We start from the raw sequence: 15192 nt of genomic DNA on the forward strand, positions 1-15192 counted from the left end.
AGACGAGGACTTGGGATGAAAACCCTCTGGCAACACTGCCACGTCGCAACCATGGCGCAAGGCGTCTACTCGATCATCGAGGATGCGGCCATCGTGACGTCCGGTGCACTCATCGAGTGGATCGGCCCGCGCAGCCAATTGCCGTCAGGCGAATACCCGGCGGTCAATGACCTGCAAGGCGCGTGGGTCACTCCCGGCCTGATCGACTGCCACACCCACACCGTGTTCGGCGGCAACCGCAGCGGCGAGTTCGAGAAGCGCCTGCAAGGCGTCAGCTATGCCGAAATCGCAGCGGCCGGCGGCGGCATCGCCAGCACCGTGCGTGCCACGCGTGAGGCCTCGGAAGACGAGCTGTTCGCCAGCGCCGCCAAACGTCTGAAAAGCCTGATGCGCGACGGCGTGACCACGGTCGAAATGAAATCCGGCTACGGCCTCGATCTGGCCAGCGAGCGCAAGATCCTGCGGGTCATCCGTCGCCTCGCCGCCGAGCTGCCGATCAGCGTGCGCAGCACCTGCCTGGCCGCCCACGCCTTGCCGCCGGAGTACCAGGATCGCGCCGATGATTACATCGATCACATCTGCGCCGAAATGCTCCCCGCGCTGGCTGCCGAAGGCCTGGTGGATGCGGTGGATGCCTTCTGCGAATACCTGGCGTTTTCGCCGGAGCAGGTCGAGCGGGTGTTCATCGCCGCGCAAAAACTCGGTCTGCCGGTGAAGCTGCACGCCGAGCAATTGTCGTCGCTGCACGGCTCCAGCCTGGCCGCGCGTTATCACGCATTGTCCGCCGATCACCTGGAGTTCATGGACGAAGCCGACGCCATCGCCATGGCTGAGTCCGACACCGTCGCGGTGTTGCTGCCGGGCGCGTTCTACTTCCTGCGTGAAACCCAGTTGCCGCCGATGGAAGCCCTGCGCAAACACAAAGTGAAAATCGCCATCGCCAGCGACCTCAACCCCGGCACCTCGCCAGCGTTGTCGTTGCGCCTGATGCTGAACATGGCCTGCACCTGTTTCCGCATGACCCCGGAAGAAGCCCTGGCCGGCGCGACCATTCATGCGGCACAAGCCCTGGGCATGGCCGAGACCCACGGTTCGCTGGAAGTCGGCAAGGTCGCGGATTTTGTCGCCTGGCAGATCGACCGCCCGGCGGATCTGGCGTACTGGCTGGGTGGTGAACTGGACAAACGCGTCGTGCGTCACGGCGTTGAATCAAGTCTGTAGGAGAGCGGTTGTGGATAAGGTTCTGAACTTCAAACAAGGTCGCGTGCCGCTGCTGATCAGCATGCCCCACGCCGGTGTGCGCCTGACCCCGGCGGTCGAGGCCGGGTTGATCGCGGACGCGAAAAGCCTGCCGGACACCGACTGGCACATTCCGCAGCTCTACGATTTCGCCGCCGAACTGGGCGCCAGTACTCTGGCGGCCGAATACTCGCGTTTCGTCATCGACCTGAACCGGCCGTCCGACGACAAGCCGCTGTACGCCGGCGCCACCACCGGTCTGTACCCGGCGACGCTGTTCGATGGCATTCCGCTGTTCAAGGAAGGCCAGGAGCCGTCGAAAGAAGAACGTGCAACCTATCTGGAGCAGATCTGGACGCCGTACCACCGCACCTTGCAGGAAGAACTGGCGCGGCTGAAGGCCGAGTTCGGTTATGCGCTGCTGTTCGATGCGCATTCGATCCGTTCGGTGATCCCGCACCTGTTCGATGGCAAGCTGCCGGACTTCAACCTCGGCACCTTCAATGGCGCCAGTTGCGATCCACAGCTGGCCACGCAACTGGAAGCCATCTGCGCACGCCATGGCGATTACAGCCATGTGCTGAACGGACGCTTCAAGGGCGGCCACATCACCCGTCACTACGGCAACCCGGCCGAGAACATCCACGCCGTGCAACTGGAGCTGGGCCAGTGCACCTACATGGAAGAGTTCGAACCGTTCCGCTACCGCGCCGATCTGGCGGAGCCGACGCGGGTTGTGTTGAAGGAACTGCTGGAAGGGCTGCTCGCCTGGGGCAAAAACCACTACAACTGAGTCTGCTCTGATCGTTCCCACGCAGACGGTTCGACGCCTCGGCGTGGGAACGATCGGGAGAAGTCGCCACCGTGCAAATCCCGGTCGCCTCAGTTCGCTTTTCCCGCTCGTCTGCTGCGTAATGTTTCGACCACGGTGCAAGAAGACACCGATCCGAACAATAATCCGCTGCCGCACGAGACGATCCCTCATGAAAAAACTGTTCACTCGTTGTGCGTTAATCCTGACCGGCAGTGCGCTGCTCAGCGCCGGCGCCATGGCCTCCGACGATGCCTCCTGCAAAACCGTGCGCATGGGCGTGGTCAACTGGACCGACGTGATCGCCACCAGTGGCATGGCCGACGTGCTGCTCAACGGCCTCGGCTACGAAAGCAAACAGACCAGCGCCGTGCAGCAAATCATCTTCGCCGGCATCCGCGACAAGCGCCTCGATATCTTCCTCGGCTACTGGAAACCGGCGATGGACAAGAACATCGCGCCGTTCCTCGCCGCCAATCAGGTCAAGGTCATGGACAAACCCAGCCTGGCCGACGCCCAGGCAACGCTGGCGGTTCCGGATTATGTGGCGGCGGCAGGGCTGAAAACCTTCGGCGATATCGCGAAATTCAAGGATCAGCTCGGTGGCAAGATCTACGGCATCGAGCCCGGCAGCGGCGCCAACACCACGATCAAGACCATGATCGAAACCAACCACTTCGGCCTGAAGGATTTCAAGATCATCGAATCCGGTGAGGCCGGCATGCTCGCCGCCGTGCAGCGAGCGGTGAACCGCAAGGAATTCGTGGTATTCGTCGGCTGGACCCCGCACCCGATGAACATCAACATGAAAATCACCTACCTGACCGGCAGCGAAGACGTCTACGGCCCCAACGAAGGCGCCGCCACCGTGTCCACCGTCACCGCGCCGGACTACGCCGAGCGCTGCCCGAACGTCCATCGACTGCTGGAAAACCTGACCTTCACCGCCGCCCAGGAAAGCCAGTTGATGGTGCCGATCATGGAGCGCAAGACACCGCAGGAAGTGGCGAAAACCTGGCTGCGCGAGCATCCCGAAGACCTGCAACGCTGGCTGGCGGGTGTCAGCAGTTTTGACGGCAAGGACGGCGCGGCCACGGTTCAGGCCAGCCTGAAAAACTGATGGGCACTTATCCACTCTCGCCGTCGATGGCGGCGTTCGTTGCCAGTACCGAAAGCTTTGCCAGCGATGACAGCAGCCTGGGCGGATTGCGCAAATCCTACGACGCCATGTGCCGCGCCTTCACGCCCGAGCGGCCGGCGGGTCTGGAGGTGGTGGATTTCCAGTTGAGCGGGGTGGCGGTGCGCTCGTATCGCCCGCCTGTCCGGCCATCGGCCAGTGGCTGGCCGTGCGTGTTGTATCTGCATGGCGGCGGTTGGGTGGTCGGCGGGCTGGATTCCCATGACTTCATCTGCTGCGAGCTGGCCATGGCGCTCGGGGCGATGGTGGTGGTGGTGGATTACCGGCTGGCGCCGGAGCACCCGTTCCCGGCCGGTTTCGAGGATTGCCTGAGCGTCTGGCGCGCGTTGCGCAGCGGACCGTTCTGGTTCGATCCCGGACGGATGCTGGTGGCGGGCGACAGCGCCGGCGGCAATCTGGCGGCGGCGCTGTGCCTGGCGCTACGCGATGCCGGCGAGCCGCTGCCGGGCGCGCAGGTCTTGATCTATCCGGGGCTGGGTGGCGACGCACAGTTACCGTCGCGCAGCGAATGCGCCGATGCGCCGTTGCTCGCCAGCAGCGATGTCGATTGTTATCACGCCTTGTACCTGCGCGGCACCGCGAAGCCGAACGCCTATGCGATGCCATTGCTGGCCGGGGACTTCAGCGGTTTGCCACCGGCCTGGATCGCCGTGGCGCAGTTCGATCCGCTGCGTGACGACGGCGTGTGCTATGCCGAACGGCTTAACGCAGCGGGCGTCGACGCGGCGCTGTATTACGGCGAAGGGCTGGTTCACGGCTGCCTGCGGGCGCGACATCAGGTCGCCGAGGTCGATCGTCTCTTTGAGAACCTGCTGGGGTTCATGGCTGACAAAATGTGACAGCGCACGGGCATGCTCATTGACGTAAATCGGGTTTATGATGCCGAACGGCAGAATAATAGAAGTCCCCCCAGGGATGACCTCGACCCCTTACGGAGCGCGCAATGCAGACTTTGTTTCCGCAGATCAAACCTCACGCACGGCACGATCTGGCCGTCGATGACACCCATACGCTGTACGTCGACGAAAGCGGTTCACCGGAGGGTTTGCCGGTGGTGTTCATCCACGGAGGTCCCGGCGCCGGGTGCGACGCCCAGAGTCGCCGTTACTTCGATCCGAATCTGTATCGCATTGTCACCTTCGACCAGCGCGGCTGCGGTCGCTCCACGCCCCACGCCAGTCTGGAAAACAACACCACCTGGGATCTGGTCGAAGACCTCGAGCGCATCCGTAAACATCTGGGCATCGACAAATGGGTGCTGTTCGGCGGTTCCTGGGGTTCGACCCTGGCGCTGGCCTACGCGCAGACCCATCCGGAGCGCGTACATGGCCTGATCCTGCGCGGGATCTTTCTCTGCCGTCCGCAGGAAATCGAATGGTTCTACCAGGCCGGCGCCAGCCGTCTGTTCCCCGATTACTGGCAGGACTACCTCGCGCCGATTCCGCTGGACGAGCGCGACGACCTGCTCAGCGCGTTCCACAAACGCCTGACCGGCAACGACCAGATCGCCCAGATGCACGCGGCCAAGGCCTGGTCGACCTGGGAAGGGCGCACCGCGACCCTGCGGCCGAATCCGCTGGTGGTCGACCGTTTCTCCGAGCCGCAGCGCGCCTTGTCGATCGCGCGGATCGAATGCCACTACTTCACCAACAATGCGTTCCTTGAGCCGAACCAGCTGATCCGCGACATGGGCAAGATCGCCCATCTGCCGGGCGTGATCATCCACGGCCGCTACGACGTGATCTGCCCGCTCGACAACGCCTGGGAACTGCATCAGGCCTGGCCGAACAGCGAGCTGCAGGTGATCCGCGATGCCGGCCACGCCGCGTCCGAACCGGGCATCACCGATGCACTGGTGCGCGCCGCCAGCAAAATGGCCCGTCGTCTGCTCGACCTGCCGCCCGAAGAAGCATGAAGGGTCTGTTGCAGCGCGTGAAAGGCGCGCGGGTCGAAGTGGCGGGCGAGGTGGTTGGCAGTGTCGATCAGGGTTTGCTGGTGCTGGTGGCGGTAGAACCCGACGACACGCCGGCCAGCGCCGACAAACTTCTGCATAAGCTGCTTAACTATCGAGTGTTCAGCGACGCCGAGGGCAAGATGAATCTGTCCTTGGCGGATGTGGGCGGCGGGTTGCTGCTGGTCTCTCAGTTCACCCTCGCCGCCGACACCAAAAGCGGGTTGCGCCCGAGTTTCTCGACCGCCGCCCCTCCGGCGCTGGGCGAAAAATTATTCGACTATCTATTAAGCAGAGCGAAACAGATGCATGGCACAGTGGCATCAGGTAGATTCGGCGCGGATATGCAGGTGCACCTGGTCAACGATGGCCCGGTAACCTTCCTGTTACAGACATGAAAGCGCTTGAAACATCTTTTTAAGGGCTTTTCGACTGAAAACAGGAAATTTTCGCGATAAATACTTTGTTACCCCTGATGCGTTGTCACGCGGGCTACTAGATAATCGCGCGCTACGGGGATCAGCGTTCGTTGGTCCATTTTGACTTAGGTAGAGACTTGTCCGGATCCGATTGGGGAATCATTTTGACCCAGCGGAGTCGGAACAATGCTCGCCAACTTGGCAAGGGTGCCCTGAAAGATCGGTTTTTTTGTACCGAATCCCTCACAGGCACTTCATCTGGCCGTTGGTTTATTGATCTGTTTTCGGCGAGGGTTGCTCGTGATTGTTAGTCCCTGTAATGCAGCAAAATTGTCTGCCAAACGCTTGCGCAGCGCTCTGGTAGCGGGCTCGGCAGTACTCTGCCTGCTCAGCGCCGGCCAGCTTTGGGCATTCAATCTTGACGATGTGTCGGCCAAGGCCAAAGAGCTGGCCGGGCAGAAGTTCGAAGCCCCGCGCAGCAACCTGCCGAACGAATTCCGTGAAATGAAATTCGCGGACTATCAGAAGATTCGTTTCCGCACCGAAAAAGCCGAATGGGCCGACCAGAAGACCCCGTTCAAGCTGTCCTTTTATCACCAGGGCATGCACTTCGATACGCCGGTGAAAATCAACGAAATCACCGCGAACACCGTCGAAGAGATCAAATACGATCCAAGCCGTTTCGATTTCGGCGACCTGCAGTTCGATCCGAAGGCCACCGAACAACTGGGCTACGCCGGTTTCCGTGTGCTGTACCCGATCAACAAGGCTGACAAGCAAGACGAAATCATGACCATGCTGGGCGCGAGCTACTTCCGCGTTGTCGGCAAGGGGCATACCTACGGTCTGTCGGCCCGTGGTCTGGCAATCGACACCGCCTTGCCGTCCGGCGAAGAATTCCCGCGTTTTCGCGAGTTCTGGATTCAGCAGCCGAAGCCGGGCGACAAGCACCTGGTGATCTTCGCCCTGCTGGATTCGCCACGTGCGACCGGCGCCTACCGTCTGATCCTGCGTCCGGGCAGCGACACCATTGTCGACGTCAAGGGCCAGATGTACCTGCGTGACAAGGTTGGCAAGCTCGGCATCGCGCCGCTGACCAGCATGTTCCTGTTCGGCGCCAACCAGCCGTCGAAAGTGCTCAACTACCGTCGCGAACTGCACGACTCCAGCGGTCTGTCGATCCATGCCGGCAACGGCGAGTGGATCTGGCGCCCTCTGAACAACCCTAAACATCTGGCTGTGAGCCAGTTCAGCGTCGAGAACCCGCGTGGTTTCGGTCTGCTGCAACGTGGCCGTGATTTCAGCCACTACGAAGACCTCGACGACCGCTACGACAAGCGCCCAAGCGCCTGGATCGAGCCGAAGGGCGACTGGGGCAAGGGCACCGTTGATCTGGTCGAAATCCCGACTGCGGACGAAACCAACGACAACATCGTTGCGTTCTGGAACCCGGAAAAACTGCCGGAGCCAGGCCAGCCGCTGGACTTCGCCTACCGCATGCACTGGACCATCGACGAAGCCGCGCTGCACGCGCCGGACAGCGCCTGGGTCAACCAGACCCTGCGTTCGACCGGTGACGTCAAGCAATCGAACCTGATCCGTCAGCCGGATGGCAGCGTGGCGTACCTGGTCGACTTCGAAGGCCCGTCCCTGGCCGCTTTGGCCCCGGATGCAGACGTTCGCAGCCAGGTCAGCGTCGGCGACAACGCCGAACTGGTCGAAAACAGCGTGCGCTACAACCCGGAAACCAAAGGCTGGCGCCTGACCCTGCGGATGAAGATCAAGGACCCGAGCAAGTCCACCGAGATGCGCGCGGCACTGGTGCAGCCAGTGGTCACCGCTGATCTGGCCAAGTCTTCGGTGCCGACGTCCAACTCGTCGGTGGCCAAAGCCGACAAGGTTGCCGCCAAGCAACAAGAGAAAGCCGACAAGGAAGCCAAGGCCGCCGAGGCCAAACAGGCCGACGCCAAGCCGGTTGCAGATGCCAAGGACAAGGCCAACAAAGACGCCAAGCAGCCAGCCGCTGCGGACGCGGCCCCAGCCACACCGGAATCGGCACCGACTGAAGAAGTCCTGACCGAGACCTGGAGCTATCAGTTGCCTGCCGATGAGTAACTCTCAAGTACAGCCAGAGACTCTGTCCGAGTACCTGGCGCATCTGCCGATGACCGACGAGCAGCGCGCGGAACTCGCGGGCTGCCAGTCCTTCAGCGAATTGCATGAACGCCTGTCGTCCAAGACCTTTGACGCACCGACCGAAGCCGCCCAGGCTTCGGTGGGCAAGCGCCTGATCCTGAGCACCGCCGAAGAGCTGCAGGACGCGGAAATGCTGGTGCTCGACGCCAGCGGGCGGGTGAGCATGAAGGCCACGCCGCCGATCCGTCGGACCAAGGTCGTGCCGGAGCCGTGGCGCACCAATATTCTGGTGCGTGGCTGGCGCCGCCTGACCGGCCGGACCAACCCGCCGCAACCGCCGAAGGACGCCAACGTGCTGCCGGCGGCGCGCTGGCGCACGGTCGGTTCGATCCGTCGCTACATTCTGCTGGTGCTGATGCTGGGTCAGACCATCGTCGCCGGCTGGTACATGAAAGGCATCATGCCGTACCAGGGCTGGTCGTTCGTCGATCTGGAAGAAGTCCTGCATCAACCGCTGCTGCAAACCGCCACGCAAGTGCTGCCGTATGCGCTGCAGACCAGCATCCTGATCATGTTCGGGATTCTGTTCTGCTGGGTGTCGGCCGGTTTCTGGACCGCGCTGATGGGCTTCCTCGAATTGCTTACCGGCCACGATAAATACCGGATCTCCGGTAAAAGTGCCGGCAACGAGCCGATTCCGAAAGACGCGCGCACCGCACTGGTGATGCCGATCTGCAACGAAGACGTGCCTCGGGTGTTCGCCGGTCTGCGCGCGACGTTCGAGTCGGTCGCTGCTACCGGTGACCTGGACCGTTTCGACTTCTTCGTCCTCAGCGACAGTAACGACACCGACATCTGCGTGGCCGAGCAGCAGGCCTGGCTGGACGTCTGCCGCGAAGCCAAGGGCTTCGGCAAGATCTTCTATCGCCGCCGTCGCCGTCGCGTCAAACGCAAGAGCGGCAACCTCGACGACTTCTGCCGTCGCTGGGGCGGCGACTACAAGTACATGGTCGTACTCGACGCCGACTCGGTCATGAGCGGCGAATGCCTGACCAGTCTGGTACGCCTGATGGAGGCCACTCCAGACGCCGGCATCATTCAGACCGCGCCGCGCGCTTCGGGCATGGACACGCTGTATGCACGCATGCAGCAGTTCGCCACTCGCGTGTACGGTCCGCTGTTCACGGCCGGTCTGCACTTCTGGCAGTTGGGTGAATCCCACTACTGGGGTCACAACGCGATCATCCGCATGAAGCCGTTCATCGACCACTGCGCCCTGGCGCCGTTGCCGGGCAAGGGTGCGTTCTCCGGTGCGATCCTCTCTCACGACTTCGTTGAAGCGGCGCTGATGCGCCGTGCCGGCTGGGGCGTGTGGATTGCCTACGATCTGCCGGGCAGCTACGAAGAACTGCCGCCGAACCTGCTCGACGAGCTCAAGCGTGACCGTCGCTGGTGCCACGGTAACCTGATGAACTTCCGTCTGTTCCTGGTAAAAGGCATGCACCCGGTGCACCGTGCGGTGTTCCTGACCGGCGTGATGTCTTACCTGTCGGCGCCGTTGTGGTTCTTCTTCCTGGTGTTGTCGACCGCGCTGCTGGCGGTGAACACGCTGATGGAGCCGCAGTACTTCCTCGAACCGCGTCAACTCTATCCGCTGTGGCCGCAATGGCACCCGGACAAGGCGATCGCGCTGTTCTCGACGACCATCGTGCTGCTGTTCCTGCCGAAGCTGTTGAGCATCATCCTGATCTGGGCCAAGGGCGCGAAAGAGTTCGGCGGCAAGTTCAAGGTGACCCTGTCGATGCTGCTGGAGATGCTGTTCTCCATGCTGCTGGCGCCGGTGCGGATGATTTTCCACACCCGTTTCGTTCTGGCCGCGTTCCTCGGCTGGGCCGCGACGTGGAACTCGCCGCAGCGTGACGACGACTCCACGCCGTGGAGCGAAGCGGTCAAGCGTCACGGTCCGCAGACCCTGCTGGGCTTCTTCTGGGCGCTGCTGGTGATCTGGTTGAACCCGAGCTTCCTGTGGTGGCTGGTGCCGATCGTCGGTTCGCTGATGCTGTCGATTCCGGTGTCGGTGATTTCCAGCCGTGTGGGCCTGGGCCTGAAGTCCCGTGACGAGAGCCTGTTCCTCATTCCCGAGGAATACAATCCGCCACAGGCGTTGCTGGCCACCGATCAGTACACCCACGAAAACCGCTGGCACGCGCTGAACGACGGCTTTGTCCGCGCCGTGGTCGATCCGCAGCAGAACGCCCTGGCGTGCTCGCTGGCGACCTCGCGTCACGGTCAGGCCGAGCCGATCGAATGGCTGCGTCAGGAACGCGTGCGTCACGCGATCAAGGTCGGCCCGGCCGGGCTGAACAACCATGATCGCCTGCAACTGCTGAGCGATCCGGTGGCCCTGGCCCGTCTGCACGAGCAGGTGTGGGCCGAAGGTCACGCCGAGTGGCTGGACGCCTGGCGGGCCTCGGTGAAAGCCGATCCCCACGCGCCGCTGCTGCCGCTCAAGCCGGTGAGCTTGCAGGCGCAACCGGCCTGATGAAGAACCCCGCGAAAGCGGGGTTTTTTTTGCCTGCCGATTAGCGTCACGGATCACTCGTTCCCACGCTCTGCGGGGGAATGCAGCCCGCGACGCTCTGCGTCCCATCCGGCACCAACCGATCAAAAAACCTTGTGCAAACGGACGAGTGCGTTAGCATCCGTCCCCGAATTGGCGCACCCGGACAATCTTGTCCATTTCTGTCGGTTTTCGCGCCGCAAACGCAATGGTTTTGGGGACTTGAAGATGAAGAAGTATCTGTCGATGCTGCTGGTCGGCGTCACGGCACTGGTTGCAGTCAATGCGGCGCAGGCCGGCGCAATCGACGACGCGGTCAAGCGCGGCTCGTTGAAAGTCGGTATGGATCCGACCTACATGCCGTTCGAAATGACCAACAAGCGCGGCGAAATCATCGGTTTCGAAGTCGACATCCTCAAAGCCATGACCAAGGCCATGGGCGTCAAGCTGGAGCTGGTCTCCACCGGTTACGACGGGATCATCCCGGCGCTGATGACCGACAAGTTCGACATGATCGGCAGCGGCATGACCCTGACCCAGGAACGCAACCTGCGCCTGAATTTCAGCGAACCGTTCATCGTGGTCGGCCAGACTCTGCTGATCCGTAAAGAGCTGGAAGGCACCATCAAGTCCTATAAAGACCTGAACACCGCCGACTACCGCATCACCTCCAAGCTCGGCACCACCGGCGAGATGGTCGCCAAGAAGCTGATCTCCAAAGCCAAGTACCACGGCTACGACAACGAGCAGGAAGCCGTGCTCGACGTGGTCAACGGCAAGGCTGACGCCTTCATCTACGACGCGCCGTACAACGTCGTTGCCGTGAACAAGGTCGGCGCCGGCAAACTGGTGTTCCTCGACAAGCCGTTCACCTACGAGCCACTGGCCTTCGGTCTGAAGAAGGGTGACTACGACAGCCTCAACTTCATCAACAACTTCCTGCACCAGATCCACGAAGACGGCACCTACGATCGCATCCATGACAAGTGGTTCAAGAGCACCGAGTGGCTCAAGGACATGGAATAAGCCCGGTCAGATAGACCGAGTCGCCCCATTCGCGAGCAAGCCCGCTCCCACATTGGAATGCGTTCCCTGTGGGAGCGGCGGTGCGACGATTCGACTTGCCCGCGAAGGCGGCCTCCCCGGCGACATAACTTTCGGATTTCGCTAAACCCATGAAACAGAAAAAAGCCCAATGGCCCTGGCACGTCCTGACCGTGCTGGTGCTGGTCGGCCTGGCCGGCGCGCTGTATTACGCCACGTCGCTGATGTCCTACGAATGGCGCTGGAACCGCGTGCCGCAGTACTTCGCCTATCAGGCCGAGGAAACCCGGCGCGCGACCGACATTTCCACCGTCAGCGAACTGGTGCGCAAAGGTGGCAGCGCGCAGGTCACCCTGCGCAACGATGCCGGTGACGAGCAGCACCTGACCGTCGACGAAAACAGCCTGCAATTCGCTCAGGGCGACGATGTGGCCGAAGGCGACGTCGTGGGCGTGACCCGGCATTGGGCGGCGGGCCCGCTGTTGTGGGGCCTGTGGACCACGCTTTGGCTGTCGGTGGTGTCCGGCGTGCTGGGCTTGCTGATCGGTCTGGCCACCGGGCTGTGCCGGCTGTCGAGCAACCCGACCCTGCGCGACCTGTCGACCATCTATGTCGAACTGGTGCGCGGCACGCCGCTGCTGGTGCAGATCTTCATTTTCTATTTCTTCATCGGCACGGTGATGAACCTGTCCCGGGAGTTCGCCGGGATCGCCGCGCTGTCGCTGTTCACCGGTGCCTACGTGGCGGAAATCATCCGTTCCGGTGTGCAGTCGATTGCCCGCGGCCAGAACGAAGCGGCCCGTTCGCTGGGGCTGAGTGCCGGCCAGTCGATGCGCCACGTGGTGCTGCCGCAGGCGTTCAAGCGCGTGCTGCCGCCGCTGGCCGGGCAGTTCATCAGTCTGGTCAAAGACACTTCGCTGGTGTCGGTGATCGCCATCACCGAGCTGCTGAAAAGCGGTCGTGAAGTCATCACCACGTCGTTCTCGCCGTTCGAGATCCTGTTCTGCGTCGCCGGCCTGTACCTGTTGATCAACCTGCCGCTGTCGAAAATCGCCAGCCGGCTTGAGCGGAGGCTCGCGCAAAGTGATTGAAGTCCGCGATCTGGTAAAAGTCTTCGACACCCGTGGGCAAGTGGTGCGCGCGGTGGATAACGTCAGCACCTCCGTGGCCAAGGGCGAAGTGCTGGTGGTGATCGGCCCGTCCGGTTCCGGCAAGTCGACGTTCCTGCGTTGCCTCAATGGTCTGGAAGAATTCGATTCCGGCTCGGTGAGCATCGACGGCCTGCAACTGGCCGACCCGAAAACCGACGTCAACGCCTACCGCCGCGAAGTCGGCATGGTGTTCCAGCATTTCAATCTGTTCCCGCACATGACCGTGCTGGAGAACCTGTGCCTGGCGCAGAAAGTCGTGCGCAAGCGCGGCCAGAAGGAAAGCGAGGCCAAGGCTCTGGCATTGCTGGAGAAGGTCGGCATCGCCCAGAAGGCCCGCGAATATCCGTCGCGCCTGTCCGGCGGTCAGCAGCAGCGCGTGGCAATTGCCCGGGCGCTGGCGATGGACCCCAAGGTCATGCTGTTCGACGAGCCGACCTCGGCCCTCGATCCGGAAATGGTCGGCGAAGTGCTGGACGTCATGAAGAACCTGGCCGTGGAAGGCATGACCATGGTCTGCGTGACCCACGAAATGGGTTTTGCCCGGGAAGTGGCGGATCGGGTGCTGTTCTTCGATCACGGCAAACTGCTGGAAGACGCCTCGCCGGCCGAGTTCTTCGACGCACCGAAGGATCCGCGAGCCCAGGCGTTCCTGCGGCAAGTCCTCTAAACGCAGGACAAAAAAAATCGCAGCCAATGGCTGCGATTTTTTTGTGTGCGCGGTTTACACCTTGAACCGGCCCACCAGTGTTTGCAGGTGAGTGCCCAAACGCGCCAGCTCGACGCTGGAGGCCGCTGTCTCTTCACTGGCCGCCGAGGTCTGGTCCGAGACATCCCGCACGTTCAGCACGCTGCGGTTGATCTCTTCAGCCACAGCGCTCTGCTGCTCGGCCGCCGCAGCGATCTGCTGGTTCATCGCCTGAATCGCCGAAACGGTGCGGGTGATGCTTTCCAGCGAACCACCGGCACGCCGGGTCAGCTCGACGCTGCTGTCGGTCAGGGTGCGGCTGTTGTCCATGATCGTTGCCACTTGCTGGGTGCCGTTCTGCAGTCCGACGATCAGCTCTTCGATCTCTTCGGTGGACTTCTGGGTGCGCTGGGCGAGGCTGCGAACTTCGTCGGCGACCACCGCAAAACCACGTCCGGCTTCACCGGCACGGGCGGCCTCGATGGCGGCGTTGAGGGCCAGCAGGTTGGTTTGCTGAGCCACGGACTTGATCACGTCGAGCACGCTGCCGATCTTGTCGCTCTCGCGCTTGAGCTCGCCCATGGCCTCGGTGGAGTGGCCGACTTCGGCAGCCAGACGTTCGATCTGGGCGATCGCCTCGCCAACCACCTTGTCGCCTTCACGGGCCTGCTGATCAGCAGCGACCGCGGCTTCCGAAGCTTCCTCGGCGTTGCGCGCGACTTCCTGCACGGTGGCGGCCATTTCGTTCATGGCGGTGGCGACCTGGTCGGTCTCGATTTTCTGATTGTTGACCCCGGCGCTGGTCTGCTCGGTCACGGCGGACAATTCTTCGGCGGCGCTGGCGATCTGGGTCACGCCGTCGCTGATGCCGCCGATCAATTCGCGCAGGCCCTGAGTCATGCTCTGCATCGAGCGTTGCAGTTGACCAAGTTCATCGCGGCGCAGGGATACCAGATTGTGGGTCAGGTCACCGGCGGCCACGCGCTCGGCGACTTTCAGGGTTTGCTCCAGCGGAATGATGATCTGCCGGGTGATCGCCCAGGCCGCCAGCAGACCGAAGGCCAGGGCCAGCAGGGTGGCGATCATCAGCATGTTTTTGGCGTGCGCGGCATCGGTGTCGCGGACGATGGTCTGAGATTCGGTAAGTTTCTTGCTGACGTCGAGCAGGATGTCGCCCTGAGCGGTCATTCGCGCCATGGCCTTCGCGTTGTTCACCTGGGAGTCGCGGAACTGGCTGACGGCGGCGCGATAAGCCTTCAGCGATTCGGTGGCCTGTTGCAGGTTGGCGATGTGTTGCTCGGGCAGTTTGCTCGGCAGGCTTTCCAGATTGTTCAGGGCGGCGGCGATGGCATCCAGCGCCGGTTGTTCGGCTTCGGCCTTGCCGCTGTAGGTGTAGCCGCGCACCTGATAGCGCGCCTGCTGCAGCAGTTTGCTCAGCTCGATCACGCTGTTGAATTGCGCAACGCTGTCGCCTTGCAGCAGGGATTTCTCGACTTCGCTGACCTTGGCCACGGCGTTATCGGCGCTGGCGCCGAGTTTGCTGCGGGCGTCTTCACGCTGCACGGTGGCCTGGGTCATGTCGGCAAAGGCGCGTTTGTACTCGGCGACCGCCGCGAGTTGCTGGTCGATCATGGCCACGTCGGACGGTTGCTCGATCATGCCGCGCGCGCTTTGCAGGCCGCTGTCGAGCTTGCCGAGCAGGTCGTTGACCGCGCCAGGGCCCTGTTCGCCACGGCGGGCTTCATAGTCCAGGCGTGCCAGGCGCAGGTCTTTGGTCAGCTCGTTGAGGCTGGAGATGAACCCGAGCTTGTCACCCCGGCTGATGATCCCGCTCATGCCGGTCCAGCCGGTGAAGGTGATCAACAGGGTCAGCAGCAGCACCAGGCCGAAACCGATTCCAAGCTTACGTTTGACGCTGACGTTTCCAAGACTCTCGGCTAACCAACGGTACATGCGACGACTCCCCTCGGACCACTAATTGGACTTATGGAGAGGGTA

The 15192-nt window shown here is 62.3% G+C and carries 12 protein-coding genes and 1 pseudogene; 11 read left to right on the forward strand and 2 right to left on the reverse strand.

From position 1 onward, the window contains the following. Nucleotides 1-15 precede the first annotated feature (15 nt). The 11 genes from hutI (at nucleotide 16) to ACODTD_RS14610 (ending at nucleotide 13176) form a co-directional block, all read left to right on the forward strand. The gene (hutI, locus tag ACODTD_RS14560; RefSeq protein WP_221615522.1) at nucleotides 16-1221 is read left to right on the forward strand and encodes an imidazolonepropionase; all 1206 of its coding nucleotides are present in this window, start codon (nucleotides 16-18) and stop codon (nucleotides 1219-1221) included. Between the two features lie 10 nt (nucleotides 1222-1231). Further along, on the forward strand, nucleotides 1232-2032 hold the full coding sequence (gene hutG / locus ACODTD_RS14565; RefSeq protein WP_285357276.1) for an N-formylglutamate deformylase: 801 nt from the start codon (nucleotides 1232-1234) through the stop codon (nucleotides 2030-2032). A 190-nt stretch (nucleotides 2033-2222) separates the two neighbouring features. Next, nucleotides 2223-3170 (forward strand): choline ABC transporter substrate-binding protein, encoded by a 948-nt coding sequence (locus tag ACODTD_RS14570; RefSeq protein ID WP_221615520.1) that lies wholly within the window; start codon nucleotides 2223-2225, stop codon nucleotides 3168-3170. Then, a complete protein-coding gene (locus ACODTD_RS14575) occupies nucleotides 3170-4087 on the forward strand; it encodes an alpha/beta hydrolase (RefSeq protein ID WP_221615519.1) in 918 nt (305 codons plus the stop codon). The genes ACODTD_RS14570 and ACODTD_RS14575 overlap by 1 nt, the downstream gene beginning before the upstream one ends. 104 nt (nucleotides 4088-4191) lie before the next feature. Then, nucleotides 4192-5163, forward strand: a complete 972-nt coding sequence (gene pip, locus ACODTD_RS14580) for a prolyl aminopeptidase (RefSeq protein ID WP_007952436.1) — start codon at nucleotides 4192-4194, stop codon at nucleotides 5161-5163. Then, entirely contained in the window at nucleotides 5160-5597 is a 438-nt protein-coding gene (dtd, locus tag ACODTD_RS14585) for a D-aminoacyl-tRNA deacylase (RefSeq protein ID WP_011332054.1), read from the forward strand. Before pip ends, dtd begins: the two co-directional genes overlap by 4 nt. Before the next feature lie 321 nt (nucleotides 5598-5918). Then, nucleotides 5919-7733, forward strand: a complete 1815-nt coding sequence (locus ACODTD_RS14590) for a glucan biosynthesis protein G (protein ID WP_011332055.1) — start codon at nucleotides 5919-5921, stop codon at nucleotides 7731-7733. Then, entirely contained in the window at nucleotides 7726-10296 is a 2571-nt protein-coding gene (gene mdoH / locus ACODTD_RS14595) for a glucans biosynthesis glucosyltransferase MdoH (RefSeq protein WP_011332056.1), read from the forward strand. Before ACODTD_RS14590 ends, mdoH begins: the two co-directional genes overlap by 8 nt. A 246-nt stretch (nucleotides 10297-10542) precedes the next feature. Beyond that, on the forward strand, nucleotides 10543-11340 hold the full coding sequence (locus ACODTD_RS14600) for a transporter substrate-binding domain-containing protein (protein WP_011332057.1): 798 nt from the start codon (nucleotides 10543-10545) through the stop codon (nucleotides 11338-11340). A gap of 149 nt (nucleotides 11341-11489) precedes the next feature. Next, on the forward strand, nucleotides 11490-12449 hold the full coding sequence (locus tag ACODTD_RS14605) for an amino acid ABC transporter permease (protein WP_489104963.1): 960 nt from the start codon (nucleotides 11490-11492) through the stop codon (nucleotides 12447-12449). After that, nucleotides 12442-13176: an amino acid ABC transporter ATP-binding protein gene (locus ACODTD_RS14610; protein WP_064592877.1), complete on the forward strand. Its 735-nt coding sequence runs from the start codon at nucleotides 12442-12444 to the stop codon at nucleotides 13174-13176. The genes ACODTD_RS14605 and ACODTD_RS14610 overlap by 8 nt, the downstream gene beginning before the upstream one ends. A gap of 54 nt (nucleotides 13177-13230) precedes the next feature. Here ACODTD_RS14610 and ACODTD_RS14615 read toward each other — a convergent pair whose 3' ends face one another. Further along, entirely contained in the window at nucleotides 13231-14103 is an 873-nt protein-coding gene (locus ACODTD_RS14615) for a methyl-accepting chemotaxis protein (protein WP_371850981.1), read from the reverse strand. After that, nucleotides 14086-15147 (reverse strand): annotated as a pseudogene (locus tag ACODTD_RS14620) (methyl-accepting chemotaxis protein); the annotation flags it as partial. The gene ACODTD_RS14615 and the pseudogene ACODTD_RS14620, both read right to left, overlap by 18 nt. Nucleotides 15148-15192: the final 45 nt, after the last annotated feature.

Source organism: Pseudomonas sp. FG35, assembly GCF_057809295.1.